Origin of the sequence: Vibrio genomosp. F10 str. ZF-129, assembly GCF_000287055.2 — a bacterium.
Lineage (GTDB): Bacteria > Pseudomonadota > Gammaproteobacteria > Enterobacterales > Vibrionaceae > Vibrio.
Window position 1 is genome coordinate 1 of sequence record NZ_AJYQ02000111.1, and the last position, 26,364, is coordinate 26,364.

Below are 26,364 nucleotides of genomic sequence, written 5' to 3' on the forward strand. Positions count from 1 at the left end.
GCGGCACTCTTCAACACCGCCGATGAACTTGGGGTTTGGTATGTGGAAGACCATCAGTTATCTCCAATGAAACATGATACTCACCTTCCCCAACTTCAACATTTTATCGACCAGTGCGACTACCTGTATTTGACGATTGATTTGGATGTGTTTCCAGCATCAACCGCACCTGGAGTCAGTGCCCCCGCCGCTCGCGGAGTCAGCTATGAGTCCATCTCGTTATTGTTGGAGCGTATTCTTAATTGCCACAACAAGCTGATGATCGCTGATATAGCCGAATACAACCCGACTTACGACGTTGATAGCCAAACCGCGAGGTTAGCCGCAAGACTTTGCTGGGATATGGCGAATGCGATGGCCGATAAGGTGACCAGCATTAACGATAACGAAAGTGCGCATAAACAGTGAGTGATGAACGAGTTTCACGTGATCACTCTTTTCTCGTCACTCATTTGTGTAACCAGTTCACATAGCCAGTTCACATAGCCAGTTCACATAAACAATTAGTGCAAATAAGAATAATAGAACAAACCCTATAACGTATAACAAAAGGAGCCTCAACATGACGGAACACCAGAGTGTAGATAAGCGTCTCGACACATCTCGAACCATTCGCTCACCACATGGTACGCAACTTCGTGCAAAATCGTGGTTAACCGAAGCACCGCTTCGTATGTTAATGAATAACCTTGATCCCGATGTCGCTGAGCACCCCCATGCTTTGGTGGTTTATGGCGGCATCGGCAGAGCCGCTCGCAACTGGGAATGCTACGACAAAATCGTTGAAGTGCTTGAACGACTTGAAGATGACCAGACCTTATTGGTTCAGTCCGGTAAACCTGTTGGGGTTTTTCCAACCCACAAAAATGCACCTCGTGTCTTAATTGCAAACTCGAATCTTGTGCCCCATTGGGCGAATTGGGAACACTTCAATGAACTCGATAAACAGGGTTTAATGATGTACGGGCAAATGACGGCGGGTAGCTGGATCTATATTGGCTCTCAGGGCATTGTGCAAGGGACTTACGAAACGTTTGTCGCGATGGCAAAACAGCACTTTAATGGCAATGCGAAAGGTAAGTGGATTCTAACCGGTGGTCTTGGCGGCATGGGTGGCGCGCAACCTCTTGCTGGCACCATGGCGGGTTATTCCATGATTGCTGTCGAATGTGATGAATCACGAATTGATTACCGACTTCGCACCGGCTATGTCGATAAAAAAGCCACGAGCCTCGATGAAGCAATGGCAATGATTCAAGAATCTGACACGCCTATTTCTGTTGGTTTACTTGGGAATGCCGCAGACGTGTTCACTGAATGCGTTGAACGTAACATCACCCCAGATGTCGTTACCGACCAAACTTCAGCTCACGATCCTCTTAATGGTTATCTGCCTCAAGGTTGGAGCATGGACAAAGCGGCATCGGTTCGAAAAGACGATGAAGCGAAAGTGATCAAAGCAGCAAAACAATCCATGGCCATTCAAGTCACCGCCATGCTCGATTTACAAAAACGAGGCGCTGCGACGGTGGATTACGGCAACAACATTCGACAGATGGCACTCGAAGAAGGCGTAAACAATGCCTTTGATTTTCCGGGTTTTGTTCCTGCTTATATTCGACCTTTGTTTTGTGAAGGCATTGGGCCTTTCCGCTGGGCTGCCTTGTCTGGAGATCCTGAAGACATCTACAAAACCGATCAAAAAGTCAAAGAGCTTATTCCAGATAACCCTCAGCTTCATAACTGGCTTGATATGGCGCGCGAACGTATTCAGTTCCAAGGGTTACCCGCACGTATCTGTTGGGTTGGCCTAAAAGACCGTGAACGTTTAGGTCAAGCCTTTAATGAAATGGTTAAAAATGGTGAGCTTAAAGCGCCCGTTGTTATTGGCCGTGATCATCTAGATTCAGGCTCAGTAGCCAGCCCTAACCGAGAAACAGAAGGCATGATGGACGGATCGGATGCGGTTTCAGATTGGCCACTGATGAATGCTCTGCTTAACACCGCTGGTGGTGCAACTTGGGTATCGCTTCACCATGGTGGTGGTGTTGGAATGGGGTTCTCTCAGCATTCTGGCATGGTCATATGTTGCGATGGCAGTGATGATGCCTCAGAACGTATAGCGCGAGTTCTGCATAACGACCCTGCGACTGGAGTCATGCGTCATGCTGATGCGGGATACGACATTGCAAAACAATGCGCAGCGGAGCAAGGGTTAGACCTTCCAATGTTAAACGAAGAACTGAGCAAGCTTAAATAAGCGAACTGGTTTCTGCCACTTTCTATCGTTACTCGCTGTTTTGTGGAACTTTTTGTTTTTAAGAGGACTTGCTTTGTAGATGCACGTATTTATAAAAGAACGAGTTTTTAAAAACAATCGGTGAGTAACGATTCAATAGAGAAGTATTAAAGGATCAATGAAGATGTTAAATCTATTGCTAAAGCCTGGACACATTAGCTTAAAAGAACTGCGTCAAGTCAGTCGAACGCCCATTAACCTGGCGCTTAACCCAGATGCGATTCCAGACATTGAAGCAAGCACTCGCGTTGTGGAACAGGTTATCGCCGAAGATAGAACCGTGTATGGCATTAACACCGGTTTTGGTCTACTCGCCAACACGCGTATTGCCCCTGAAGATTTAGAAACATTGCAGCGAAGCATCGTACTGTCGCATGCGGCGGGCATCGGGAAACTGATGTCTGATGAAACCGTACGTTTGATGATGGTTCTGAAAATTAACAGCCTCGCCCGCGGCTATTCTGGAATACGTTTATCGGTGATTAATGCGTTGATTAAGCTGGTCAACGCTCAAGTCTACCCTTGTGTTCCTCAAAAAGGCTCTGTCGGCGCATCGGGCGACTTGGCTCCTTTAGCGCACATGAGCACAATATTGCTCGGTGAAGGTGAAGCAAGGCACAATGGTAAAATTATTTCCGGTCTTGAAGCCTTAGCCATTGCAGGTATCACACCGATTACCCTAGCGCCTAAAGAAGGTCTCGCTCTTTTAAACGGCACACAGGCTTCTACCGCATTCGCTCTCGAAGGTTTGTTTGTGGCAGAAGATCTGTTTGCTTCAGCAACCGTATGCGGAGCCATGACTGTCGAAGCCGCTTTAGGAAGCAGACGCCCCTTTGACCCACGTATTCATCGTGTGCGAGGCCATAGAGGTCAAATGGACGCGGCAGAAGCGTATCGTCATATACTTGATGTTAACAGTGAGTTAGGTGATTCCCATACCGGTTGTGAAAAAGTGCAAGACCCTTATTCTTTGCGTTGCCAGCCTCAAGTCATGGGGGCTTGTCTACAACAGATGAGAAATGCTGCATCCATATTGGAAATTGAAGCAAACTCGGTATCGGATAATCCCCTTGTATTCGCTGAAGATGGCGACATTATTTCAGGCGGAAACTTCCATGCAGAACCGGTTGCAATGGCCGCAGATAATCTTGCGCTTGCCATCGCAGAGATTGGTAGCTTATCAGAAAGAAGAATGGCGCTGCTGATTGACAGTGCACTCAGCAAACTGCCTCCTTTCTTAGTCGATAATGGTGGGGTAAATTCAGGGTTTATGATTGCTCAAGTTACCGCGGCAGCACTAGCAAGTGAAAATAAATCCCTCGCTCATCCAGCGTCTGTTGACAGTTTACCGACCTCAGCAAACCAGGAAGACCATGTATCGATGGCGACATTTGCGGCCAGAAGGCTTAGATATATGGCTGAAAACACCCGCGGAATATTGGCGGTTGAATACTTGTCAGCGGCGCAAGGGTTGGATTTCCGTGCTCCGTTAAAGTCCTCGCCACGGGTTGAAGAAGCAAAAGCAATGCTGCGCGAAAAAGTGGCATTTTATGACAAAGATCGTTACTTCGCTCCAGATATTGAGCAAGCTAATGCATTGCTAAAACTCGCCATTCATAACCACTTAATGCCAGGCCAACTGTTTAACAGCTACTAAGTAGTGACAGCAATCAGTATTGACCGTTTTTAGCATTGATAGTTCAGGGGCCCATCATTCATTGGTGGGCCTTTTATTTTGTTGTTTCACTTAAGTGTTCGTTTATTCAACACTACGTACTGGATGGACCATTAAAAATGCGTTTCCCTGTATAATCTTCCCCAGTTTTCACTACCCAATGTAGATTATGTTTCTAACTTCTTTTGTTTCAGTACAAGACCATCAATTCACGTTCACTCGCGAACAGGCAAGCCACTTTGCCAAAAAAGTCGCGGGGGATTTTAACCCTCTTCATGATGAAGATAACAAACGCTTTTGTGTTCCTGGCGACCTACTTTTTGCAGTCTTGCTTCAAAAAGAAGGCATCAGCAAAAAGATGCGCTTTGACTTCTCTGGTATGGTTAACGACGGTATAGCACTGAGTATTGAAAACAAATGTGAGAAAGAAAGCGCTCTCGTTGACGAAAAAGGCAAAGAATACCTTCACATGAACCGCGAAGGCGATGTGAGCCACGATGCCGCGTTCATCGAGCACGTCGTTACAAACTACGTTCAATTCTCTGGCATGAACTTCCCTCACATCATGGTCCCACTGATGGAAGAGCAACAGATGATGATTAACTGCCAGCGTCCGTTGGTCATCTATGAAAGCATGGAAGTGGAATTTGAACGACTCGATTTGACACACCCTGAAGTAGAATTTACCGGTGCGACGTTTGATGTCGATGGAAAGCGTGGCGTGGTAACACTAAACTTTGCCTTTAAAGAAGATGGTATCGTTGTAGGCAAAGGCGTAAAACGCATGCTAGCCAGTGGACTAAAACCTTACGATCAAGATTCCGTTGATGACCTGGTTAACCGTTTTAATGAGCGTAAAGACATGTTTTTAGAGAAGTTTGCTACAGCGGCTTAACCTTTTCGCCTCATTGTCTTATCTCATTCTCTTATTCAATGAATTCAGTTATTCCTCTCAGAGAATTAGAAATACAGATCAATATGAAACACCCGCTCAGTAAGCGGGTGTTTTTGATTTTACGCTTTCATCCCATCAAATCCAGCGTCTAACGCTCTGTTTATAATCTACGTACTCAGCACCAAACAGTCGCTCTAATGCTTTCTCTTCTGGTTGTATCTGGAAACGGTTCATATACACGATAAAGAAAAAACTAAGGGAAAGGCTAAGTCCATTTTGCAACCAATACCCCACTCCAAATAAAAGAATAAAGAGCCCTAAATACATGGGGTTACGCGTAAAAGCAAAGATACCGCTATCCACAACCAAAGAAGCGGTTTCGGGCTTCACTGGGTTCACCGTTGTCTTTACTCGGCGAAATTCTCGAATGCCCAGTAGCCCAACGATACCCGAAGCGATAAAACATACTAAAAACACCAGCCAGGTGAAAGGGAAAATAATGTGCGCGAACATCAGATTCTTAGCTGCAAAGTTCATCAGAAGAATAACGATCACAAACACCGCTACCGGCGGGATTTTGAGCTCCAATCTATCCATTTCGATCCTCTTTTTAATATTAGACGGCCTCTATGACAAACTTTATACCGTTTATGAGCTGTAGATAAAAAAATAGCCCAGAATCATCGTCTGGGCTATTTTTCGATACACGTTTCATTGGTATACGTTTCAAGCAGTACACTTTTCTATCTGCACACTTTTCTAGCTACACACCTTGTATCTATATACTGGCGTATCTAAACTATATCAACGATCAATAACATCTAGCAGTGCTTGTAATGGGTGTTTCACTTTCACCTGCTCGAAACGTTTGACCTGGCTTCGGCACGAGTAGCCCGTCACTAGACAACGTTCTGACGGCAGATCTTGAAGCCTTGGTTTCCAACTTAATGCATAAATGTCTTTTGACATCTCTAGCTTGTCTTTTTCATGCCCAAACGTTCCAGCCATACCACAGCAACCTACTGGAACCGTGTTTAATGTCGCACCAAAGTGAGTGAAAATTTCGCCCCACTCTTTTTCTGCATTAGGCATCTTAGTTTTTTCAGTACAATGCGCCAATAGGTACCAAGGCTCTCTAGTCTCTGATTGATTGGCTTTAACCAGATTTAGGTCTATTTCGGCTAAACGAGGTTGCAACCATTCATGTACTGTTAGTACCTCAAATTCTCCTCGGTCGTTACCCAATGCCTCAGCATATTCGTCTCGGTAACAAAGCACCAGTGCAGGATCAACCCCAACCATTGGGATATTCAAATCAGCAACCATGGAAAGGAAAGTAGCGGTATTTTTTGCACTCGAAGCAAATTGCTGCAAGAACCCTTTGATGTGCTGCGCTTTTCCATTGGGTTTGAATGGCAATAAAATAGGTGTTTTACCCAGTTTAGAAACCAGCGCAATAAAATCAGCGACGACTTCAGCGTCATAAAAGCTCGTAAACGGATCTTGAACAATCAGTACATGGTTGCTTTTCTCTTGCTTAGATAACGCTGCGAGTCGTTGCAAATCAAACTTATGAGATTTATCCAGTTGCGAGGCTAACGTTGGCACCGACATCAACGGTGTATCGACATACCCCACACTTTTTTCTGTCAGGCTTTGAACCCAAGGCTGACGAATAGCGGCGTTAACGACCTTGGGCGTTTTCGCCATCAGTGGCAACATGGTTTCAATATTTGCGACCAGGTAATCTTTGGCTGGGCGCTGATAACGAGTGTGATAGAGATTAAGAAACCTTGAACGGAAGCTTGGTACGTCAACCTTTATTGGACACTGGCTTGCACAGGCTTTACAGGCTAAACACCCATTCATCGCTTCGTAAACTTCGTGCGAGAAATCGTATTCATGACGCTTGTTAATTCTGTTTCTCACTCGATCGAGTAGCGATTTAATGCTTAAACGACCCGACAAGGTTTTTTGTTCAATATCAAGGATATCGATACCCTGCTCACTTAACTGACGAAGCCATTCTCGTACAAGGCCCGCTCGCCCTTTAGGAGAATGACGCCTATCTGATGTGACTTTCATAGAAGGACACATAGGAGACGCTGTATCGTAATTGAAGCACAATCCGTTGCCGTTACACTCCATCGCTTGCTTGAAGCTGTCTCTCACTTCAATATCGATTTGACGGTCATAATAGCCACGTTTGGTATCTGATACCTTAACGAGCTCTGCATCACTGTCTAACGGTGTACATACCTTACCTGGGTTCATTTTATTATGTGGATCGCAGGCTCTCTTGACACGGCGAAGCTCTTGGAAAAGCACCTCACCAAAAAACTCAGGCCCATATTCAGAGCGATAGCCTTTACCATGCTCACCCCACATCAAACCGCCATACTTAGCCACCAACTGAACCACTTGGTCCGATATTTGGTGCATTAATTGTTCTTGTTCCGGATCGCAAAGATCTAAAGCCGGTCGAACATGCAATACACCCGCATCCACATGCCCAAACATCCCGTAATTGAGCTGCTTGTCATCGAGAAGTTGGCGGAATTCAGCAATAAAATCCGCTAAATTTTCTGGGGGTACGCAAGTGTCTTCAGCAAAAGCGACCGGTTTGGCCTTGCCTTTAGCTCCGCCAAGAAGACCCACGGCTTTTTTGCGCATATTGTAAATTTTGCCGATGCTCGATAAATCACTGCACGTTTGAAAGCCAATAATTCCCGCTTCACCGTTGGTGATCATAACTTCAATCTTGTCACTTAATGCTTTAACTTGAGCGGCAACCTTTTGTTCATCATCGCCTGCGAACTCAATCATATTAATGCCCAGCATTTCTTGATTTGGCACTTCTCTCAATAAATCACTCACGCTGTGCCAAACAATGTCTTGTTTTGCTAGGTTAAGCACCTTTGAGTCAATCGTTTCAACCGACAGCGCATCGGCCTCTACCATAAACGGGGCATTGCGTAATGCCGCATCAAAACTGGAATACTTAACGTTGACTAAGGTGCGCGCTTTTGGAATAGGCGTGAGGTTTAATTTAGCTTCCGTGATAAAAGCAAGGGAGCCTTCAGAGCCACACAACACGCGAGTGAAATCAAATTGCTCGCTCTCATCAATGGCGTTTTTTAAGTCATAGCCCGTTAGGAATCGATTGAGCGGCGGAAACTTATCAAGAATTTTTTCACGGTTATCGCGACAGACTTTCTCGGTAATATCGAGAGCCATCGCAGCTTGTGTCTGCGCTTGTGGTTGACCCAAAGACAAATCTGATTCCAATATACTTCCGTCTGCAAAGACCGCTTGAAGCGACAGGACATGATCGGAGGTTTTACCGTATTTCAGTGATCCTTGCCCCGATGCATCGGTATTGACCATTCCACCGAGCGTGGCGCGATTGCTGGTGGACAGCTCTGGAGAAAAGAAATAGCCAAATGGGCGCACGGCATCATTCAACTGATCTTTTATGATCCCAGTCTGAACGCGAACCCAACCCTCTTTTTCATTGATCTCTAACACAGAATTCATGTGGCGAGATAAATCCACCACAATGCCTTTGGTCAAAGACTGACCATTGGTCCCTGTGCCGCCACCACGTGGAGAAAATGTAATGCGCTTATATTCGGGTTTTGAACTAACCTTACCTATAAGAGCAACATCATTCGTTGTTCTAGGGTGTACAACCGCTTGAGGGAGTTGTTGGTATACGCTGTTATCAGTGGCTACCGCCAAACGACTGGCGTATTGAGACTCTATGTCTCCACTAAAGCCAGCCTGATGAAGTTCTTGTAAGTAACTGTGTACGACTGGGTCGACATCAGATTGAAATTGCAGTCTTGGTAACATGTGCTTCCTGCCCCCTAAAGCGCTGATCCAATCAGCTATGGGTAATTGTATTTATTAATTTTTTAGAATCTGGTCACTTTACAACATTTGAAAACGTGATCAAAACAGATTCTCAACCAAAAAATACAACTAATGCTTTCTTTTTTAAAACGTAAGCTTAAAAATGAACAACGCATTCAGCAAATAGCTTTGACTTAGAGTGATTAAATAATGAAAAAAAACAAAACGGTAACCACTGAGGATATCCTTCTAAAATTGTGCCAGTCAGTGTCTGGGGTACTCACCTCTGCGACTGATTCCAAGATTTCCTACTCAGCGATGGTTCAAAAAATTAATAAGACAAGCTTAAAACCTGACTTTGGGTGTTTTGTTCTGTTCGATGGTGGTTTCTCGGGATTGGTTGTTATTAACTTTACCGCTAAGGCTGCGCTTGAAATCTATACAAACTATATGCGTAACATGGGCATGCCAGCAGAAGAGCTTGCGGTATTGCACACTTCAGACGAAGTGGGTGATGTACTTGGGGAGCTTATGAACCAATTGGTTGGTGACTTCACGAATAAAATTCGCAAAGAACTACAAACCAACATCACTCAAAATCAGCCAAAAATGTTGGCATTGAACAAGCAAGTGAACTTGTCAGTAGATACAAACCTTGACCGACCTCAAGCGAGACGAGTCACGTTTTCTACCGCTAACAACAATATCTTCTACCTGGAACTCGCTATGGATAAAACGGAATTTATTCAATTGGAAGAGTTCGAAGTTGCCGAAGATGAATGCCCAGATTCAATTCTAGAAGCCACTCAGAACAACATGGCTGCAAAAAAGGAGAAGGTAAGCCCAGTTGAAGACTCTATGGCCAATGATTTGCTCGATGAGCTAGGCATCTAACCGTTCTGATTATGATTAACTGGCAGTAACCAAGTAACCGTTATCAAAACCTTACCTACTCCCTCTTTTTGACTAGGCTGAATAGAGGGAGTTTTTATTTGAACGTTGAATCAGTTGAATCGGTTTAAATACGTCCTATCGATTCCATGCATCTATTCTGGTTTTTCTTCCCCCTTCTTTTACCCTCAAATCGCCGGATTCTTTTAATCTAACGGGTATTTTTATCACAGCGATTCAGTTTATAGCTATAAAAAGGTATTATGTCAGACTTTGCAAAAATCGCATCTGCCTTAAAATATCGATGAATAAACAGAAAGCTCTAAAGAAAATAGCTAAGTGCTTGGAACTGGGTAACTCAGCCAACGTTAACGAAGCCGCCAATGCCATCAAAATGGCGCACAGTTTGATGCTCAAGTATGGTCTTGATAAAGACGATATTGAGTTCATTAAAATGGGTAAAACACAATCATCGCACTTATTACCTGCAAATATTAGTTCGACATTATTGCGCGTTATTAGAGGTATCAACACCAAGTTTGGCGTTGAGGCTGTGTTGCTAAACCATAAAGGCCTTAAACGTGCGGAATTTATTGGCGAAGCTGATCGTGCCATCTTTGCCGCATTTGCGTTTGACATTATTTATCGAGAAATGAACGAACATACCGGACAGTTCAGAAATAGTTTTTCGGGCAGCGGCACTTCATCACTTGAAGTGACTCGTCGAGTTAATTCATTCGTTTCCGGTTGGGTTGAAGGCGCGTTAGAGAAGTTACCGACCATCACTCCAGATGATGAATCCAATAATAAAATCAATAACTACATAGACAAAGAATTCGAAAATATTGATAGAGAAACCTTCAAACAACAGCTAAAAGAAGCGATGAAGAACCTCACTGCAGACTATGAGGTAGGGCTTAAGAAAGGCCGTAAGGTCTCGGTTAATCGACCGATTGATGGTGCACAGGCGCCAAAACAATTGAAATAAATCACACCCAGTGTCAGTTTCTTTCCGCCTGTGCTTGATAATTAGTGGTATTGTTCGGCAGATAAAGCCATCTAATCTTATACTCAGCAATGATGGCTATGTTTGTTTTTAGGGCCAACCTTATTAAATCACAACGGAATGTGCTTATCTTGAAGTGGCTTCTCTCTTTATTATTGTTACCGAGCCTTTGTTTTGGCGACCCGATAGCTGATCTTACGCCGAGAGCGGAATCAAATGATGCCTCGGCTCAATTTCAACTCGCAAACCTGTATGCCAATTCCACCTCTGAAACAGATCTTGAACAAGCTTTATACTGGTACCAACAAGCTGCCTCCAATAACCATACGCAAGCGCATTTTTCATTAGCTACGTACTACCTTAAAGGTATTGGAACCGAGCAAAATTTAACCCAGGCAATATTTTGGCTTACTAAGCTTTCTACGACAGGTAATGTCGATGCTCAGCTAGCACTCGCGACCATTTATGAACAAACAACAGACCAAGTAGAAAACCTCGATATGGCCGAGATTTGGTATTTGCTGGCACAACCCAATAGTGAGCTCGCAGTTGAAGGATACAGCAGAGTCTTAGAAGCTAAATTCAACCAACGGAAAGCTCAACAAGTTTCTTCTCTCGACCAACTCGATATCGCCTTCGAGCCTCAGCAAACGGATGTAAACCACACCTCAGATCAGATGCCAACGATAAACCATCAAACCAACCCAACTTACGTTCTGATCATTTTAATCATCGTTGCTGCTTCCCTCATCACCTTCTTATATAAAAGACGTCGCCGAGTTAAATCAGATCACGCAACTAAAGCAGAGAATGACCAAAAGCGGCGGCTGATTGAATCAAACCAAGCTCAAGCACTGATCATCAAGCAGCAAAAAAAACAGATCGAGACGATTTACAGACACGTTAAAAAATTACAACAAGCATCACCTAAAAATGCCAACGACCAGAAACTGTACACTGCATGCGCGATGTTTGGATTCACTTCGACAAAACTACCCGATCAAAAAACGATCAAAGTTCGTTACAAGCAACTGTCCAAACTCTATCATCCAGACTTGAGCGGAACGGATGATGAAATGAAGCGATTAAATAATGCGCTTAAAATTATCCTGGCACACATTAAGTAACGCCCCATCAGGTTAATGGAATGTTACATTTGAGTGTCGCATTTTGAGGAAACACAAGAAAAAGCACGTCACGCAAGCGATCCCCCTCTCAAGCATGTAACAAACAATTAACCTCGCCTCCTTTTATATGTCATAATATCCGAAGAAAATTGAAAGTGAACTTCACTTTAGAAGGAGAAAATAATGTTCAGCTCAGAAGGTACTTGTGACTGGTGTAAAAAACCAAGCGCTCTTACCAAACTTAATTATATTGATGGAAAGTCTAACAATTCATGTGAAGACTGTTATGACCTTGCTTCATTGGATGTACGCGAATTCAACATTGCGGAACGTCAGCACCAAGAGCAGCACTGCGCACAATATTAGACTGCCCCTTCTTCTTTTATACTCACTCTTTCACTACCAACCAATAGCTTGCACTAAAAAGTCACTTAACGTGACTTTTTTAATTTCTGCCCTTTAAAACCGACCTCTACCGCTTACAAAACAATCTCAGCACCCAATCTAAATCACATTTTGTTCATAATTGAAGCAATTTGTACTTGATCCTTACTCAAAATAAAACTACTGTATAGACATACAGCATGTATAAAAGGACAGGGATATGTTGCAAATACAACCTAATCAGCACTCGAAGTACAACACTCTTGCTCAGCCAACAGCTCCGATGACGATCGACGATTCAATCATGGGTCGGTTATCCGGTTTATCAAGCAGCCAGCAATGGATTCTATTTACGTCAGAATGCCCCCGTCCTGATTTTGAACAGTTTTCTTCATCGAAAATCAGCTGCAATAAAATTATTCATATGAAAGCATCTCAATCGATGACAGAACTAGAAACAGTGACAAAAGCCATTAAGTCTGGCAACGCCAGTGCTGTTGTCGCTTCAAATAATATTGATCACGTTAACCAAGCCTTACTCAAATCGTTAGCGTCGCTCCATGACTGTGAAGTATTTTTCGTTGAAGGCAGAGGCCAAAAGTATCACTAGTAAGTTCAACGAATTTTCGCACTCTTTTAGCGCCTCATTTTCGAGGCGCTTTTTTATTTTTTCTCGCTGTATCGATATACGATAGATTTTAAGCAAACGTTTGCTTTTTAAGTGTCGATGATAAAAAGTTCTGGTATGATGCGGGGCATATTCACAGCCTAAGTCCTACTGTTTGTAGTCTTGGGTTCCTTCTCAATCTGACGTTTAAAAAATAGGAATGTCTAATGAGCCTTGCTGATCAAGTTTTAGCCGTCAATGACGATTTACCCATTCGCACTAACAAGCCTGTCCACAGTGGCAAAGTTCGTTCTGTTTACTGGCTGACCGATGAAGATAGCCAGCGTCTAATTCAAGAAAAAGGGTACGATGTCGCTCCTGATGCACCGTTAGCTATCATGGTTATCAGTGACCGTATATCTGCCTTTGATTGTATTTGGCATGCTGAAGGTGGTCTTAAAGGTGTACCAGGAAAAGGGGCCGCTCTTAACGCAATATCTAACCATTGGTTTGATTTGTTTAAGAAGAATAATCTCGCAGACAGTCATATATTGGATATCCCGCATCCGTTTGTTTGGATTGTGCAAAAAGCAAAACCCGTCATGATTGAAGCCATCTGTAGAAATTACATCACGGGCTCAATGTGGCGTGCTTACGAGAAAGGTGAACGTGAATTCTGTGGTATTGAGCTTCCTGAAGGCTTAGAAAAAGATAAAGTTCTACCTGAGCTTCTTATTACTCCTTCAACAAAAGGAATCCTTAAGGGTATTCCGAGAGTCCCTGAGGCGGATGATGTCAATATTTCTCGCAAGAACATCGAAGATAACTTTGCTGCTTTCAACTTCTCCACCTCAGACGATATAGCTCGATACGAATCCCTGCTTAAAGATGGCTTTTCGGTTATCAGTAAAGCGTTGGCCGATGTTGATCAGACGTTTGTCGATACTAAATTTGAGTTTGGCTATGTCACCGATTCAGCGGGTAATGAAAAGCTTATCTATATGGATGAAGTAGGCACGCCGGATTCTTCTCGTATTTGGGATACCAAAGAATATCAAGCAGGCAATATCGTCGAAAATTCGAAAGAAGGTTTCCGCCAATTCCTTTTAGGTCACTTTCCAGATCCTGATATTCTTCTTAACAAAGAACGCATGCCAGAAAGAGAAGCATTGGCTCGTGATAACGCATTGCCGAATGAAGCTCTCATGGATATCTCTAGAACTTATATCAGCATTGCAGAAAAGATTACGGGTAAACCTGTGCATCTCAGCCAAAACCCTAAGCAAGAAATTATCGATGTGCTGCGCAGCGATTACGGCCTTATAGATTAGGCCATTTATTGATGAGGTTACTGAGACACTACCCTGTGCTAAAAGCTAAGCATCAAAAGCACGAGCAGCTCATCAATGATTAAAGCCTCTACAAAAAACGCCAGCCATTATTACTTGCTGGCGTTTTTCTACAAATCCTAGTTGATAGCCTACTGATTGTGCCAATCACATACACACCGATACAAAATGGTATACTATCGGGAAAATGACTCAACGGATTCAATAATGGAAGCTGAACTTCTCGAAATTCAAAACTTTCTTTCTCAACGCCCTCCATTTGATGATCTCCCTCCAGAAGTGCTGGAACACGTCACCAAACATGTCGAAATTTCCTACTTTCGTAAAGATACTCCCATCATTCACTTTGGCGATAACATCAATGACTTGTATATCGTGCGTAGCGGTATCGTTGAAGTCTATCGTCGTAAAGGGGAACTCTATAATCGCATCGATGAGGGCGCTGTTTTCGGTCAAATGGGATTATTAACCAATAATAAAGTACGCTTTCCTGCCAAGGCTATTGAAGACACTCTACTCTATTGTCTCCCGGAGGCGATTTTCCAAGAATTGTATGACAACCACGATTCATTCGCTGATTTTGTGGAAGTAGAAGATAACGCCCGTCTTAGGCAAACCGTTTCCAGTACCGAAGATGATAATGACTTAACGACCTGTAAGGTGCGGACTCTACTCACGCGAGACGTACTTTTTATTGCCGGAACCGAAACCATTCAGCAAGCGGCCATTAAAATGGCTGAAGAAAATGTCTCTTCGCTACTTATTATCGATCAAAACAAGCTCGATAATGATGATAGCGATGACAGCCCCGTTCTGGGAATCATTACCGATAGAGACCTCTGTACTCGAGTGATCGCTGAGGGATTAGACGCAAATGGTGACGTTGCAAGCGTAATGACCACGGAAGTAATCTCTCTTGATCACAACGCCTACGTCTATGAAGCCATGCTGACCATGCTGCGATACAATGTTCACCATCTACCCGTACTAAAAGATCGCCAACCCATTGGGATAATCGAAGCTACCGATATCGTTCGGTATGAGTCTCAAAACTCTCTTCTTCTCGTCAGCAGTATTTTCCAGCAGCAAACCATCGAAGAGCTCGTCCAAATTTCTGAGCAAGTGAAAGATAGCTTTGTGCGCCTGGTCAACGAAGATGCCAATTCTCATATGGTCGGGACAGCAATGTCTGTTATCGGTCGTAGTTTCAAACAGCGCATCATTGAGCTTGCTGAGCAAGAGCTAGGCCCTGCACCGGTTCAATATTGCTTTTTAGCACTCGGTTCAATGGGCCGAGACGAGCAGCTTATCGTCACTGATCAAGATAACGCCATTATCCTTGATGACAGCTACATCCCAGAAAAGCACAACGCTTACTTTGAGAAGTTCGCTCGTTTTGTTTGTGATGGCCTTGCTATGTGTGGCTACACTCTGTGCACTGGCGATATTATGGCAACCAACCCCGACTGGCGAATGACAAGACGAGAATGGGAAGAGTGCTTCTCTGATTGGATTGATGACCCCAACCCAAAGGCGTTGCTTAATTCCTCGATATTTTTCGATCTTGATGGTGTTTATGGGCGCTTGAAATGGGCAGAACAACTGAACAGCTTTATCGTTCGGCGCGCAAAGAAGAACAATCGCTTTCTCGCGTGTCTTGCTCGAAATGCACTCAACCGAACGCCACCACTTGGCTTTTTTAAAGATTTCGTTATGGAAAAAGATGGACGCCATAACAACTCCATTAACTTGAAACGCCGAGGTACGGCGCCACTTGCCGATCTCATTCGCGTTCATGCCCTGGCAGTGGGTTCACGTTCAACCAACTCTTTTGAGCGATTGGACGATATTATTGATGCGGGTATTCTCCCTAAAGGTCGTGCACAGGATCTTAGGGATGCAATGGAATTCATTTCCATGGTACGTATTCGTCACCAAGCCATTGACGTAGAAAATGAAATTGAACCCGATAACAATATCGAGCCAGAAAACTTGTCCGATTTTGAGCGCCGTAATTTAAAAGACGCCTTTCAGATTTTGAGTAACGCACAAAACTTTTTGAAATTCCGTTACCAAGCTAGCAGCAGTTTCAAATAGGACCCTGGTATGAATAGTTTTATACGCAAACCAGCCGTAGATTGGGCTTTAAAATTTAAGAAGCATCTTGCTATGGCAAAGCACCCTGTCCTGACTCATTTTTATCAACAGTCTATTCCTGATGCGACCACGCCCATTGGTGAAATCGAATTTCTAGCCGTTGATTTTGAAACCACCGGGTTAGATCCAAAAAAAGACGATATCATTACCGTGGGAGTCGTTCCGTTCACTCTCAATCGAATCTATCTGAATAGAGCCCGACACTGGACCGTCAGACCAAGAAAACAGTTGAGCGAAGAATCTGTGGTGATCCATGGAATAACCCACAGTGACATCATCGACGCACCAGATTTAACCGAGGTTATTGAAGAAATCTTAGAGTGCCTTTCTGGCCGTATTCTGGTTGTTCATTATCATCGTATTGAACGAGAGTTTTTAGATCGAGCGCTACGTACTCGGTTTGAGGAGGGAATTGAGTTCCCAGTTGTCGATACCATGCAAATAGAAAGTCGCATCCAAGCGCAATGGGCCGGAGGGTTCTGGAACAGACTCAAAGGGAAAAAACCACAATCTGTCAGGCTGGGGCAAAGTCGTATTCGTTACCACTTGCCCACTTACACTCCGCATCATGCCCTTACTGATGCCATCGCTACAGCCGAGCTGCTACAAGCACAAATTTCATACCACTACGATCCTAATCAGCCTGTACGAGATTTTTGGATCTAAGCTTTACCCTGCGATTCCAATTAAGAATACTCTCGTATTCAGTTAACCATTCTCTCGCAACATGTTCAGATAAAAAAACTCTAGCTGCATGGCTAGAGTTTTTAAGTGTGCGCGATGATCTTAATGCTTGTCGATTAACGCTTTTCTGTGCGCATACCCATTAATAGACTTACACACATCAGAAGCAATATAAATACAAATGGTAATGCGGTTGAAATGGCTCCGGCTTGAAGCGCTTCAATCGCTTGAGTACCACCGATCCAGAGTAATGCGACTGCAATTGCCCCTTCCATAAAGGCCCAAAAGACACGTTGTAGTACCGGTGCGTCTATTTTTCCGCCTGAAGTAATACTGTCGATAACCAATGAACCGGAGTCTGAAGACGTAATAAAGAATACAAGAACCAGAACAACGGCCACAATAGAAAGCAAAGAGCCTAGCGGCAGTAAATCGAACATCTGGAACATCGCCAGAGACACATCTGTCAAGCCATTTACGCCGAGTTCACCTACGCCATTCTTAACTTGATCAATCGCCATTCCACCGAATGTAGACATCCAAAGTATGGTAAATGCGGTAGGGATAAGCAGTACTGCAGTGATGAATTGTCTAACCGTGCGACCTCGAGAAACACGCGCGATAAACATCCCTACAAATGGTGACCACGATACCCACCACGCCCAGTAGAACACCGTCCAGCCTTGGAACCATGCTTCATCGGCGCGACCGTGAGGGTTACTCAATGGAATGATATTTTCAATGTAAGAAAAGAGCGTTGTTGGAATAGAACCCAATGTTACCGCGTAGCCCACTAAGCAAACGAGTGCTAAGAGCGCAACAGCAATAATCATGTTGATATTACTAATGACTTTAACACCGCCATCGATACCACGTATCACTGACACAACCGCTAATAAGGTCACAATGGTAATAACGATGATTTGTGTGGTTAAGCCTGCCTCTATACCAAATACATGTTGGATACCACTCGCAGCTTGCTGAGCACCCAAACCGAGTGATGTAGCAAGACCAAACAATGTTGCTAATACCGCAAGTATGTCTACGATATGACCAGGCCAACCCCATGCTCTATCCCCTAAAATAGGGTAAAAAATAGAACGGATAGACAGTGGAAGTCCTTTATTGTAGGTAAAGAAGGCTAGCGATAATGCAACAACACTGTATATCGCCCATGGGTGCAATCCCCAGTGATACATAGTGGCACCCAGTGCTAGGCGAGCGGCTTCTGGCGTATTGGGGGTTACGTTAAGTGGTGTTTCATACCAGCCAGTGAAGTAAGCAACCGGCTCTGCAACACTCCAAAACATCAGGCCAATACCCATACCCGCTGCGAACAGCATTGAGAACCAGGAAATTAATGAATAATCTGCAACGGCATCTTGTCCACCTAGGCGAATTTTGCCAAATGGCGAGACCACAAGAGCAAGGCAAAATAATACAAAGATATTCCCAGACCAAATGAACAACCAATCAAAAGCGCCAATAATTTTCCATTTGACTCCGTCAAGTGCCGTCTTGGCGGTTTCAGCATCTGAAAACAATACTGCGAGCAAAAATAGCCCAATTAAACCCGCGCTAATACCAAATACAGGGTTGTGTACGTCAAACCCCCATTTCTGAACGTTATCTTGGCCTACGGTATAGTCCGTGCTGTCAATACTGTACTTATCGATCCCTTTCGTCATCATTCCTCTCTTAAAACTAAAATCATAGTCGATATAAAACACGACCAGTAAAAATCACCTATTTTTACCAATCACAGTAAGTGGTTAGAAATAGCGTAGAAAAAAGCTAGATAGCAAGACAGAATTTTCGGTAGATAGAGAGTCTACAATCAAAAACTCTAATGCAGTTATCGAGTGTTTTAACAAGCTAAGAAGACCCGTCATTTACTGCGATAGGTATTAATACCTATGATGGTTTCTAGTGGTCGTAATTCGCATCTGTAATGATACGTTATTTCATGGTGAAAATCAGTAATCCGTACGTATCCTTGTAACTTTACTACTATATTTCAGACCAGTTGAGTGAAAATTGTACTTAAAAGAGACTGGATTGACTTATTTTGATAGAAAAAATACAAAAGCCTAGTGAAGTACTAGGCTTTACAAGCTTTAAATATAAAACTGAATGTATATCAAATTGTATCTTGGAAGGCGTGACAACTGACTCTCACCCTCCCCTCGCCCTACTCTCAGTTTCGGCTCGAAAAAGACAGTAAGGTTCCTGCTCCAATGAAAACACCGCCCGTCAAACGATTAAATAGCTTGGCTCTTCCTTTTGCAAATAACCAACTAGAGGAGCGATTCCCCAAGCGTACGTAAAGCATTAACCATGAAAATTCCAAGACAACAAATGTTAAGCAGAAAATGATGTACTGAACCAGCATATTTGAGCTTGCATCAATAAATTGTGGGAAAAGTGCACTAAAAAACAGAATCGCTTTAGGGTTACTTGCTCCCACAATGAAGCCACTCAGAAAGTGTTCGCGAATATTGGCCTCTTCACTTGGCTTATTGTCTGCTGCTTGATAGTCCTGTTGCTGAGAGCGAAAAGACTGAATGCCGAGGTAAACTAAATATGCCGCGCCTATCCATTTAATAATATTAAATAGCCACTCTGAAGATGAGATGATGACCCCTAGGCCAACGAAAGATAAGGTTAATATCGAGGTAATAGCGGTTAAGCTACCAAGAGCCGTGTAAAGACCCGTTTTGGTACCATGAGTGACGCCTTTCGTCATACATAAAAGTGCACTCGGTCCTGGTGATGCCGTTAGTACGAGAACGGCAATAAGATACACAATCCATGTGTCTAATGTCATATTCAACTCCTTTAATTGGTTTCAACACTAATTGAACAGAAAATATTCATAATGTAAACCCTATAATCGGTTGATATTCTTGCTCAGATACAAAAAAGCCGAGCTAAATCGCTCGGCTTTTGTTCAACGTGATTAACGATTATTCGTCATCAGGCTCTTCGTTCACTTCACTATCAGAGTCTGTACTGCTCTCTACATCCGGTGACGTAACTTCACTTGAAGCTGTCGCACCTTCAGAGGCTTCTTCAGATTGCTCATCATCCAACAGTTCAGATTCTTCAACTTCATCAATACGTTGAAGACCCACTACATTTTCATCATCTGCAGTACGAATCAGAGTAACACCTTGAGTATTACGACCCACTTGGCTGACTTCAGATACACGGGTACGAACCAAGGTTCCAGCATCCGTGATCATCATCATTTCATCGCCTTCATCAACCTGAATAGCACCAACTACTGGGCCATTACGGTCTGAAACTTTGATGGAAACAACACCCTGAGTCGCTCTACCCTTAGTTGGGTATTCAGCTAATTGTGTACGTTTACCATAACCATTCTCAGTGACCGTCAAGATTTCACCGTCACTAGAAGGAACAATAAGTGACACAACTTGATCGCCATCGACCAGTTTCATACCACGAACACCCGCTGCGGTACGACCCATCGGACGCACTTTATCTTCACTAAAGCGAACCACTTTACCCGCTTTAGAGAACAGCATAATGTCACTGTCGCCATTGGTGATATCAACACCAATCAATGAATCTTCGTCACGTAAGTTAACAGCAATTAGGCCATTAGCACGTACGTTAGCAAACTGATCTAATGATGTTTTCTTAACGGTACCGTCGCCAGTTGCCATGAAGATGTACTTCTCTGGGCTGAACTCAGAAACCGGTAAGATTGCGGTAATACGTTCGTTTTCTTCCAATGGAAGGATATTGACGATCGGCTTACCACGAGCAGTACGGCTCGCTTGCGGTAATTGGTACACCTTCAAGCGGTACGTTTTTCCACGAGTTGAGAAGCATAAGATGTTGTCATGAGTATTAGCAACCAGCAGACGCTCGATGTAATCCTCTTCTTTCATCTTAGTGGCACTCTTACCTTTACCACCACGACGCTGTGCTTCGTAGTCGCTTAAGATTTGGTACTTAACGTATCCTTCGTGAGAAAGCGTGACAACAACGTCTTCACGCGCAATAAGCTCTTCCATATCAATATCATGGACAGCGGCTGTAATTTCAGTGCGACGGGCATCACCAAAGTTGTCTCTTACTAGCTCAAGTTCTTCACGGATAACTTCCATCAAGCGCTCTGTGCTGGCAAGGATATGCATTAACTCAGCGATTTCTTCGAGCAGTGCTTTGTACTCATCTAGAATTTTCTCATGTTCTAGACCTGTTAATCTATGAAGACGCAACTCCAAGATTGCTTGAGCTTGGGTTTCCGTAAGGTAGTATTGACCATCACGAATACCGTACTCATCTTCAAGCCAATCAGGACGAGCAGCATCGGTGCCTGCACGCTCTAGCATTGACGCGACATTACCAAGATCCCATCCACGGGCAACAAGCTCAACTTTCGCTTCTGCCGGTGTCGGAGCGTTCTTGATCAGTGCGATAATTTCATCAATGTTCGCTAGAGCAAGAGAAAGTGCTTCAAGAATATGCGCACGCTCACGAGCTTTTTTCAGCTCATAAATGGTACGACGGGTAACCACTTCTCGGCGGTGATCAACGAAGCATTTCAACATATCTTTCAGGTTGAATAGCTGAGGTTGACCATTGTTAAGCGCAACCATGTTGACACCAAAGGTCGTTTGCAGCTGTGTCTGAGAGTAAAGGTTGTTCAGTACAACTTCACCCACAGCATCGCGCTTACATTCAATAACAATACGCATACCATCTTTGTCAGACTCATCACGTAATGCACTGATACCTTCTACTTTCTTATCTTTAACGAGCTCAGCGATTTTTTCAATCAATCTTGCTTTGTTAACTTGATACGGAATTTCTGTAACGATAATCGTTTCTTTACCGTTCTTATCCGCTTCTATATCCGCTTTAGAGCGCATGTAGACTTTTCCGCGACCAGTCTTATAGGCGTCAACAATGCCCTTGCGGCCACTGATTAATGCTGCTGTCGGGAAATCAGGACCTGGGATATAGTCCATGAGTTCATCAATAGTAATGTCTTCATTATTAATGAACGCTAAGCAGCCATCGATCACTTCCGTCAAGTTATGCGGAGGAATATTGGTTGCCATACCGACTGCGATACCAGAAGCACCGTTAACCAATAGGTTCGGGATCTTAGTAGGCAGTACCGCTGGGATTTGCTCTGTTCCATCATAGTTAGGGACGTAGTCAACGGTCTCTTTATCAAGATCCGCCAATAGCTCGCCCGCTATTTTTGACATACGAACTTCGGTGTAACGCATTGCCGCCGCTGAATCGCCATCAACCGAACCAAAGTTACCTTGGCCATCGACTAGCATATAGCGTAGTGAGAACGGCTGCGCCATACGAACGATCGATTCGTATACAGCACTATCACCATGTGGGTGATACTTACCGATTACATCACCTACCACACGGGCAGATTTTTTATATGATTTGTTCCAATCATTACCCAATACATTCATCGCGAATAAAACGCGGCGGTGTACTGGTTTTAGGCCATCACGCACATCAGGAAGCGCTCGACCAACGATGACTGACATCGCATAGTCAAGGTATGAACCTCTAAGTTCATCTTCTATGTTTACCGGCGTGATCTCTTTAGCTAGATCGCTCATAGAGCCATTATCCCTCTATATTTTGATCGTATATTGATACGTACAAGGTCGGAAAATATAACACACATTTAGCCTATTCGGCATCACTTTCCCTTTCCTTTTATCATGTTGTGAACTTGGTTGTGAATCAACTGCCGAGAATTTACACAATCGCTGTATACCCACTTGATTATTGGTTAAATTTCACTCGCTCAATTATGAAAAACCGTTCACCTATAGTCAGGTGCCGATAACCCGTTATAATGCTGGCAAGTATATAGGAATATGAGTGAAGTACGGATTATGACCACAAAGCAAAATGTAGACCCTAACGAAATCAAAAAATTTGAAGACATGGCATCAAGGTGGTGGGATTTTGAAGGCGAATTTAAACCCCTTCACCAAATTAATCCTCTGCGTCTTAACTATGTCTTAGAGAAATCGGACGGGCTTTTTGGAAAAGTCGTTTTAGATGTGGGTTGTGGCGGCGGTATTCTCGCTGAGAGCATGGCAAAAGAAGGCGCCATTGTTACTGGGCTAGATATGGGTAAAGAACCGCTAGAAGTCGCTCGCCTGCATGCACTAGAGACAGGCACCACCCTCACTTATATACAAAGCACCATTGAAGATCATGCCTCAGAGAATGCACAGAAATACGATGTCGTTACTTGCATGGAAATGCTAGAGCATGTACCAGACCCGCTTTCTGTGGTGCAGTCTTGCGCTGCACTTGTTAAGCCTGGTGGTCATGTCTTTTTTTCAACGTTGAACCGAAACTTCAAATCGTATCTTTTTGCCATTGTTGGGGCAGAAAAGCTGTTAAAAATAGTGCCAGAAGGCACCCATGATCACGACAAGTTCATTCGCCCTTCGGAACTGATCAAGATGGTCGATAAAACTAGCCTGGTTGAACAAGGAATCACGGGGCTTCATTACAACCCATTAACAGACGCCTATAAGCTGGGCCCAAATGTGGACGTCAATTACATTGTCCACACTCATTATCCTGTTTAGGTCAAATTGATTTGTCTCTTGGGTAGCATGTATTAATGTTGCCCATTCTTCCTTTTGTTGCTTGGTTTTTGTGCGTTAGATTCCAAATTGTACTGTCTGATTTAAGGTTCGAATTTTAGGAAAAGATCAAGGAAAATATTTTTGTTTGTGGTGAGATTTAAACCGATTACAAAACGGTAACTTTAGACACTCAGCAACGTTCTTTCTTCCTCAGTAAGTGGACACTTACAGTTTTTTTTAAATTTGTCAGTTATCCACAAGTCATCCAAGATCTCTGCCTTGATAATTGCATGGCATAGCACTATCTTGTAACCCAAATGACCAGATACCCCTATATGTTGTGTTTTGAACTAGAATATATAGAGAGAGCTTGATCACAAAGCCAGTACCCATTTTTAGTAAAGTTACATACAAATAGAGCTTTCATCCGTTTTGTTAGGGAACGAAATCAGAATGAATCAACAACTCACTGTCACCAAGCGTGATGGACGTAAAGAAAGTATTGATCTCGAAAAGCTACACCGCGTGATCACATGGGCTGCAGAAGGCCTTCACAATGTCTCCGTTTCACAAGTAGAACTAAGAGCTCACATTCAGTTCTATGACGGTATTACGACTTCTGACATTCATGAAACTATCATCAAGTCTGCGGCAGATTTAATTTCGGAAGAAACGCCAGATTACCAATATTTGGCGGCGCGTCTTGCTGTCTTCCATTTACGTAAAAAAGCCTACGGCCAATATGAGCCGCCAAAGCTTTATGATCATGTCTCTCGTCTCGTTGAAACGGGAAAATATGATAAGCACTTGATGGAAGATTATTCTCAAGCTGAATTTGAAGAGCTGAACAGCTACATCGACCACAAACGTGATTTAGACTTCTCTTACGCTGCTGTTAAGCAACTAGAAGGAAAGTACTTCGTTCAAAACCGTGTTTCTGGTGAAATCTACGAAAGTGCGCAATTTCTGTATATCCTAGTCTCAGCGTGTTTGTTTGCGAATTATCCAAGAGAAACTCGCCTTAGCTACATCAAGCGCTTCTATGATGCGACATCGACATTCAAAATTTCACTGCCAACGCCAATTATGGCGGGTGTGCGTACGCCGACCCGTCAATTTAGTTCATGCGTTCTTATCGAATGTGGCGATAGTTTAGATTCTATCAATGCGACCGCTAGCTCTATTGTTCGTTATGTCTCTCAACGCGCAGGTATTGGTATTAACGCAGGACGTATTCGTTCTTTAGGCTCAGAAATACGGGGTGGTGAAGCCTTCCACACTGGTTGTATCCCTTTTTATAAGTACTTCCAAACCGCTGTTAAATGTTGTTCTCAAGGTGGTGTCCGAGGCGGCGCAGCAACCGTCTTCTACCCTCTTTGGCATGGTGAAGTCCAATCACTATTGGTACTAAAAAATAACCGTGGTGTGGAAGAAAACCGTGTTCGTCATATGGATTATGGCGTCCAGCTGAATAAACTCATGTATTCTCGTCTGGTCCAAGGTGGAAACATCAGTTTATTCTCTCCATCTGACGTTCCAGGTCTATACGACGCTTTCTTCGAAGATCAAGATGAATTTGAGCGTTTATATGTTCAATACGAAAATGACCCAGCGGTTAAGAGAACCTCTGTAAAGGCCGTTGAGCTGTTCTCTCTTCTTATGCAAGAAAGAGCCTCTACTGGTCGTATTTACATTCAAAATGTCGATCACTGTAATACTCATAGCCCATTTGATTCAAAAGTAGCACCGGTTCGTCAGTCTAACTTATGTTTAGAAATTGCATTGCCGACTAAGCCTCTTTCGAATGTAGAAGATGATCAAGGCGAAATCGCTCTTTGTACTCTGTCTGCTTTCAACCTTGGTGCTATCAACGAATTAGATGATCTGGCCGAATTATCCGATCTGGTTGTTCGAGCTCTCGATGCCTTATTGGATTACCAAGACTACCCATTACCGGCGGCGTACAAATCAACAATGAACCGTCGCACTTTAGGTGTAGGTGTTATCAACTATGCCTACTACTTAGCTAAGAATGGCGTTAAATACTCTGACGGTAGTGCAAATGGTTTAACCCACCGTACTTTTGAAGCGATTCAATACTACCTTCTGAAAGCATCGGTTGAACTCGCGAAAGAACAAGGTCGTTGTCCTTCGTTCCATGAAACGAACTACGCGAAAGGTTTGCTACCAATCGATACTTATAAAGCTGACATTGATAAGATTTGTGATGAACCGTTGCATTACGACTGGGATGCACTGCGTTCTGACATTATGGAATACGGTCTGCGTAACTCAACATTAACAGCACTAATGCCATCAGAGACCTCATCGCAGATTTCCAACGCGACAAACGGCATTGAGCCACCTCGTGGGTATGTCTCTGTAAAAGCGTCTAAAGATGGTATTTTGAAGCAAGTTGTTCCTGATTTCGTTAATCTCAAAGAGAACTACGAGTTATTGTGGAATATCGGTCCAAACGATGGGTACCTACATTTAGTTGGCATCATGCAAAAATTCGTTGATCAAGCTATCTCTGCAAATACTAACTATGACCCTAGTAAGTATGATAGCGGTAAAGTTCCAATGAAGAAGCTGCTTCAAGATCTGCTAACTGCCTATAAATACGGTGTTAAAACGCTTTACTACCATAACACTCGTGATGGTGCTAAAGACGACCAAGGCGATGCAGTTCAAGTGCCGGAAGAAGATTGTGAAGGCGGCGGTTGTAAGATCTAAACCGCAATAAACATTAAGACCCCAGAGAAGAGTTATCTTCTCTGGGTTTAAAGCATTAACAGGGTCCGTTTTATTA

At 43.5% G+C, this 26,364-nt stretch carries 19 protein-coding genes; 14 read left to right on the top strand and 5 right to left on the bottom strand.

The features are described 5' to 3' along the window. The 4 genes from A1QO_RS14085 to A1QO_RS14100 all read left to right on the top strand — a co-directional run. A partial coding sequence (locus A1QO_RS14085) for an arginase family protein (protein WP_017038918.1) occupies positions 1-408 on the top strand: 408 nt, incomplete at its 5' end. Positions 409-562: 154 nt separating this feature from the next. Further along, the gene (hutU, locus tag A1QO_RS14090; RefSeq protein WP_017035344.1) at positions 563-2,260 is read left to right on the top strand and encodes a urocanate hydratase; all 1,698 of its coding nucleotides are present in this window, start codon (positions 563-565) and stop codon (positions 2,258-2,260) included. A gap of 163 nt (positions 2,261-2,423) precedes the next feature. Continuing rightward, a complete protein-coding gene (gene hutH / locus A1QO_RS14095) occupies positions 2,424-3,956 on the top strand; it encodes a histidine ammonia-lyase (RefSeq protein ID WP_017041440.1) in 1,533 nt (510 codons plus the stop codon). A gap of 187 nt (positions 3,957-4,143) precedes the next feature. Continuing rightward, the gene (locus A1QO_RS14100) at positions 4,144-4,869 is read left to right on the top strand and encodes a DUF3581 domain-containing protein (RefSeq protein WP_017035342.1); all 726 of its coding nucleotides are present in this window, start codon (positions 4,144-4,146) and stop codon (positions 4,867-4,869) included. Between the two features lie 135 nt (positions 4,870-5,004). Here the strand turns inward: A1QO_RS14100 and A1QO_RS14105 are convergent, their stop codons facing one another. Together A1QO_RS14105 and ydiJ are read right to left on the bottom strand one after the other, a co-directional pair. After that, the gene (locus A1QO_RS14105; RefSeq protein ID WP_017035341.1) at positions 5,005-5,466 is read right to left on the bottom strand and encodes a methyltransferase family protein; all 462 of its coding nucleotides are present in this window, start codon (positions 5,464-5,466) and stop codon (positions 5,005-5,007) included. A gap of 207 nt (positions 5,467-5,673) precedes the next feature. Next, positions 5,674-8,724, bottom strand: coding sequence for a D-2-hydroxyglutarate dehydrogenase YdiJ (ydiJ, locus tag A1QO_RS14110; RefSeq protein WP_017041441.1), 3,051 nt, complete (start codon positions 8,722-8,724; stop codon positions 5,674-5,676). A 210-nt stretch (positions 8,725-8,934) separates the two neighbouring features. Here ydiJ and A1QO_RS14115 point away from each other — a divergent pair, with 210 nt between their 5' ends. The 8 genes from A1QO_RS14115 (at position 8,935) to A1QO_RS14150 (ending at position 16,911) form a co-directional block, all read left to right on the top strand. Continuing rightward, complete coding sequence (locus tag A1QO_RS14115) at positions 8,935-9,618, top strand: DUF3334 family protein (protein ID WP_017038915.1); 684 nt, start codon at positions 8,935-8,937, stop codon at positions 9,616-9,618. Positions 9,619-9,919: 301 nt separating this feature from the next. Continuing rightward, positions 9,920-10,603 carry a DUF2786 domain-containing protein gene (locus A1QO_RS14120; protein WP_026026758.1) on the top strand — a complete coding sequence of 228 codons (684 nt, stop codon included), beginning with the start codon at positions 9,920-9,922 and terminating at the stop codon, positions 10,601-10,603. A gap of 98 nt (positions 10,604-10,701) precedes the next feature. Next, positions 10,702-11,748, top strand: a complete 1,047-nt coding sequence (locus tag A1QO_RS14125; RefSeq protein ID WP_017040492.1) for a J domain-containing protein — start codon at positions 10,702-10,704, stop codon at positions 11,746-11,748. 183 nt (positions 11,749-11,931) lie between these two features. Further along, on the top strand, positions 11,932-12,114 hold the full coding sequence (locus tag A1QO_RS14130; RefSeq protein ID WP_017035336.1) for a hypothetical protein: 183 nt from the start codon (positions 11,932-11,934) through the stop codon (positions 12,112-12,114). 238 nt (positions 12,115-12,352) lie between these two features. Then, a complete protein-coding gene (locus A1QO_RS14135; RefSeq protein WP_017035335.1) occupies positions 12,353-12,742 on the top strand; it encodes a SulA-like leucine-rich domain-containing protein in 390 nt (129 codons plus the stop codon). 224 nt (positions 12,743-12,966) lie between these two features. After that, entirely contained in the window at positions 12,967-14,070 is a 1,104-nt protein-coding gene (locus A1QO_RS14140) for a phosphoribosylaminoimidazolesuccinocarboxamide synthase (RefSeq protein ID WP_017040491.1), read from the top strand. 225 nt (positions 14,071-14,295) lie between these two features. Then, positions 14,296-16,185 carry a putative nucleotidyltransferase substrate binding domain-containing protein gene (locus tag A1QO_RS14145; protein WP_017035333.1) on the top strand — a complete coding sequence of 630 codons (1,890 nt, stop codon included), beginning with the start codon at positions 14,296-14,298 and terminating at the stop codon, positions 16,183-16,185. A gap of 9 nt (positions 16,186-16,194) precedes the next feature. After that, positions 16,195-16,911: a 3'-5' exonuclease gene (locus A1QO_RS14150; protein ID WP_017040490.1), complete on the top strand. Its 717-nt coding sequence runs from the start codon at positions 16,195-16,197 to the stop codon at positions 16,909-16,911. Between the two features lie 134 nt (positions 16,912-17,045). On the opposite strand, the gene A1QO_RS14155 is transcribed toward A1QO_RS14150, so the two are convergent. The 3 genes from A1QO_RS14155 to gyrA form a co-directional block, all read right to left on the bottom strand. Beyond that, a complete protein-coding gene (locus A1QO_RS14155; RefSeq protein WP_017035331.1) occupies positions 17,046-18,617 on the bottom strand; it encodes a BCCT family transporter in 1,572 nt (523 codons plus the stop codon). A gap of 509 nt (positions 18,618-19,126) precedes the next feature. Continuing rightward, the gene (locus A1QO_RS14160; RefSeq protein ID WP_017035330.1) at positions 19,127-19,756 is read right to left on the bottom strand and encodes a LysE family translocator; all 630 of its coding nucleotides are present in this window, start codon (positions 19,754-19,756) and stop codon (positions 19,127-19,129) included. Between the two features lie 139 nt (positions 19,757-19,895). Next, complete coding sequence (gene gyrA / locus A1QO_RS14165) at positions 19,896-22,559, bottom strand: DNA topoisomerase (ATP-hydrolyzing) subunit A (protein ID WP_017035329.1); 2,664 nt, start codon at positions 22,557-22,559, stop codon at positions 19,896-19,898. A gap of 282 nt (positions 22,560-22,841) precedes the next feature. Between gyrA and ubiG the strand changes: the two genes are divergently transcribed. Both ubiG and nrdA read left to right on the top strand, forming a co-directional pair. After that, positions 22,842-23,552 carry a bifunctional 2-polyprenyl-6-hydroxyphenol methylase/3-demethylubiquinol 3-O-methyltransferase UbiG gene (gene ubiG / locus A1QO_RS14170; protein WP_017041442.1) on the top strand — a complete coding sequence of 237 codons (711 nt, stop codon included), beginning with the start codon at positions 22,842-22,844 and terminating at the stop codon, positions 23,550-23,552. 453 nt (positions 23,553-24,005) lie between these two features. Further along, positions 24,006-26,288, top strand: a complete 2,283-nt coding sequence (gene nrdA, locus A1QO_RS14175) for a class 1a ribonucleoside-diphosphate reductase subunit alpha (protein WP_017038909.1) — start codon at positions 24,006-24,008, stop codon at positions 26,286-26,288. Positions 26,289-26,364 lie beyond the last annotated feature (76 nt).

Excerpts from the sequence above, each read along its gene's own strand:
- hutU (WP_017035344.1), top strand. The coding sequence starts at position 563 with ATGACGGAACACCAGAGTGTAGATAAGCGTCTCGACACATCTCGAACC.
- hutH (WP_017041440.1), top strand. The coding sequence starts at position 2,424 with ATGTTAAATCTATTGCTAAAGCCTGGACACATTAGCTTAAAAGAACTG.
- A1QO_RS14100 (WP_017035342.1), top strand. The coding sequence starts at position 4,144 with ATGTTTCTAACTTCTTTTGTTTCAGTACAAGACCATCAATTCACGTTC.
- A1QO_RS14105 (WP_017035341.1), bottom strand. The coding sequence starts at position 5,466 with ATGGATAGATTGGAGCTCAAAATCCCGCCGGTAGCGGTGTTTGTGATC.
- ydiJ (WP_017041441.1), bottom strand. The coding sequence starts at position 8,724 with ATGTTACCAAGACTGCAATTTCAATCTGATGTCGACCCAGTCGTACAC.
- A1QO_RS14115 (WP_017038915.1), top strand. The coding sequence starts at position 8,935 with ATGAAAAAAAACAAAACGGTAACCACTGAGGATATCCTTCTAAAATTG.
- A1QO_RS14120 (WP_026026758.1), top strand. The coding sequence starts at position 9,920 with ATGAATAAACAGAAAGCTCTAAAGAAAATAGCTAAGTGCTTGGAACTG.
- A1QO_RS14125 (WP_017040492.1), top strand. The coding sequence starts at position 10,702 with ATGTTTGTTTTTAGGGCCAACCTTATTAAATCACAACGGAATGTGCTT.
- A1QO_RS14130 (WP_017035336.1), top strand. The coding sequence starts at position 11,932 with ATGTTCAGCTCAGAAGGTACTTGTGACTGGTGTAAAAAACCAAGCGCT.
- A1QO_RS14135 (WP_017035335.1), top strand. The coding sequence starts at position 12,353 with ATGTTGCAAATACAACCTAATCAGCACTCGAAGTACAACACTCTTGCT.
- A1QO_RS14140 (WP_017040491.1), top strand. The coding sequence starts at position 12,967 with ATGAGCCTTGCTGATCAAGTTTTAGCCGTCAATGACGATTTACCCATT.
- A1QO_RS14145 (WP_017035333.1), top strand. The coding sequence starts at position 14,296 with ATGGAAGCTGAACTTCTCGAAATTCAAAACTTTCTTTCTCAACGCCCT.
- A1QO_RS14150 (WP_017040490.1), top strand. The coding sequence starts at position 16,195 with ATGAATAGTTTTATACGCAAACCAGCCGTAGATTGGGCTTTAAAATTT.
- A1QO_RS14155 (WP_017035331.1), bottom strand. The coding sequence starts at position 18,617 with ATGACGAAAGGGATCGATAAGTACAGTATTGACAGCACGGACTATACC.
- A1QO_RS14160 (WP_017035330.1), bottom strand. The coding sequence starts at position 19,756 with ATGACATTAGACACATGGATTGTGTATCTTATTGCCGTTCTCGTACTA.
- gyrA (WP_017035329.1), bottom strand. The coding sequence starts at position 22,559 with ATGAGCGATCTAGCTAAAGAGATCACGCCGGTAAACATAGAAGATGAA.
- ubiG (WP_017041442.1), top strand. The coding sequence starts at position 22,842 with ATGACCACAAAGCAAAATGTAGACCCTAACGAAATCAAAAAATTTGAA.
- nrdA (WP_017038909.1), top strand. The coding sequence starts at position 24,006 with ATGAATCAACAACTCACTGTCACCAAGCGTGATGGACGTAAAGAAAGT.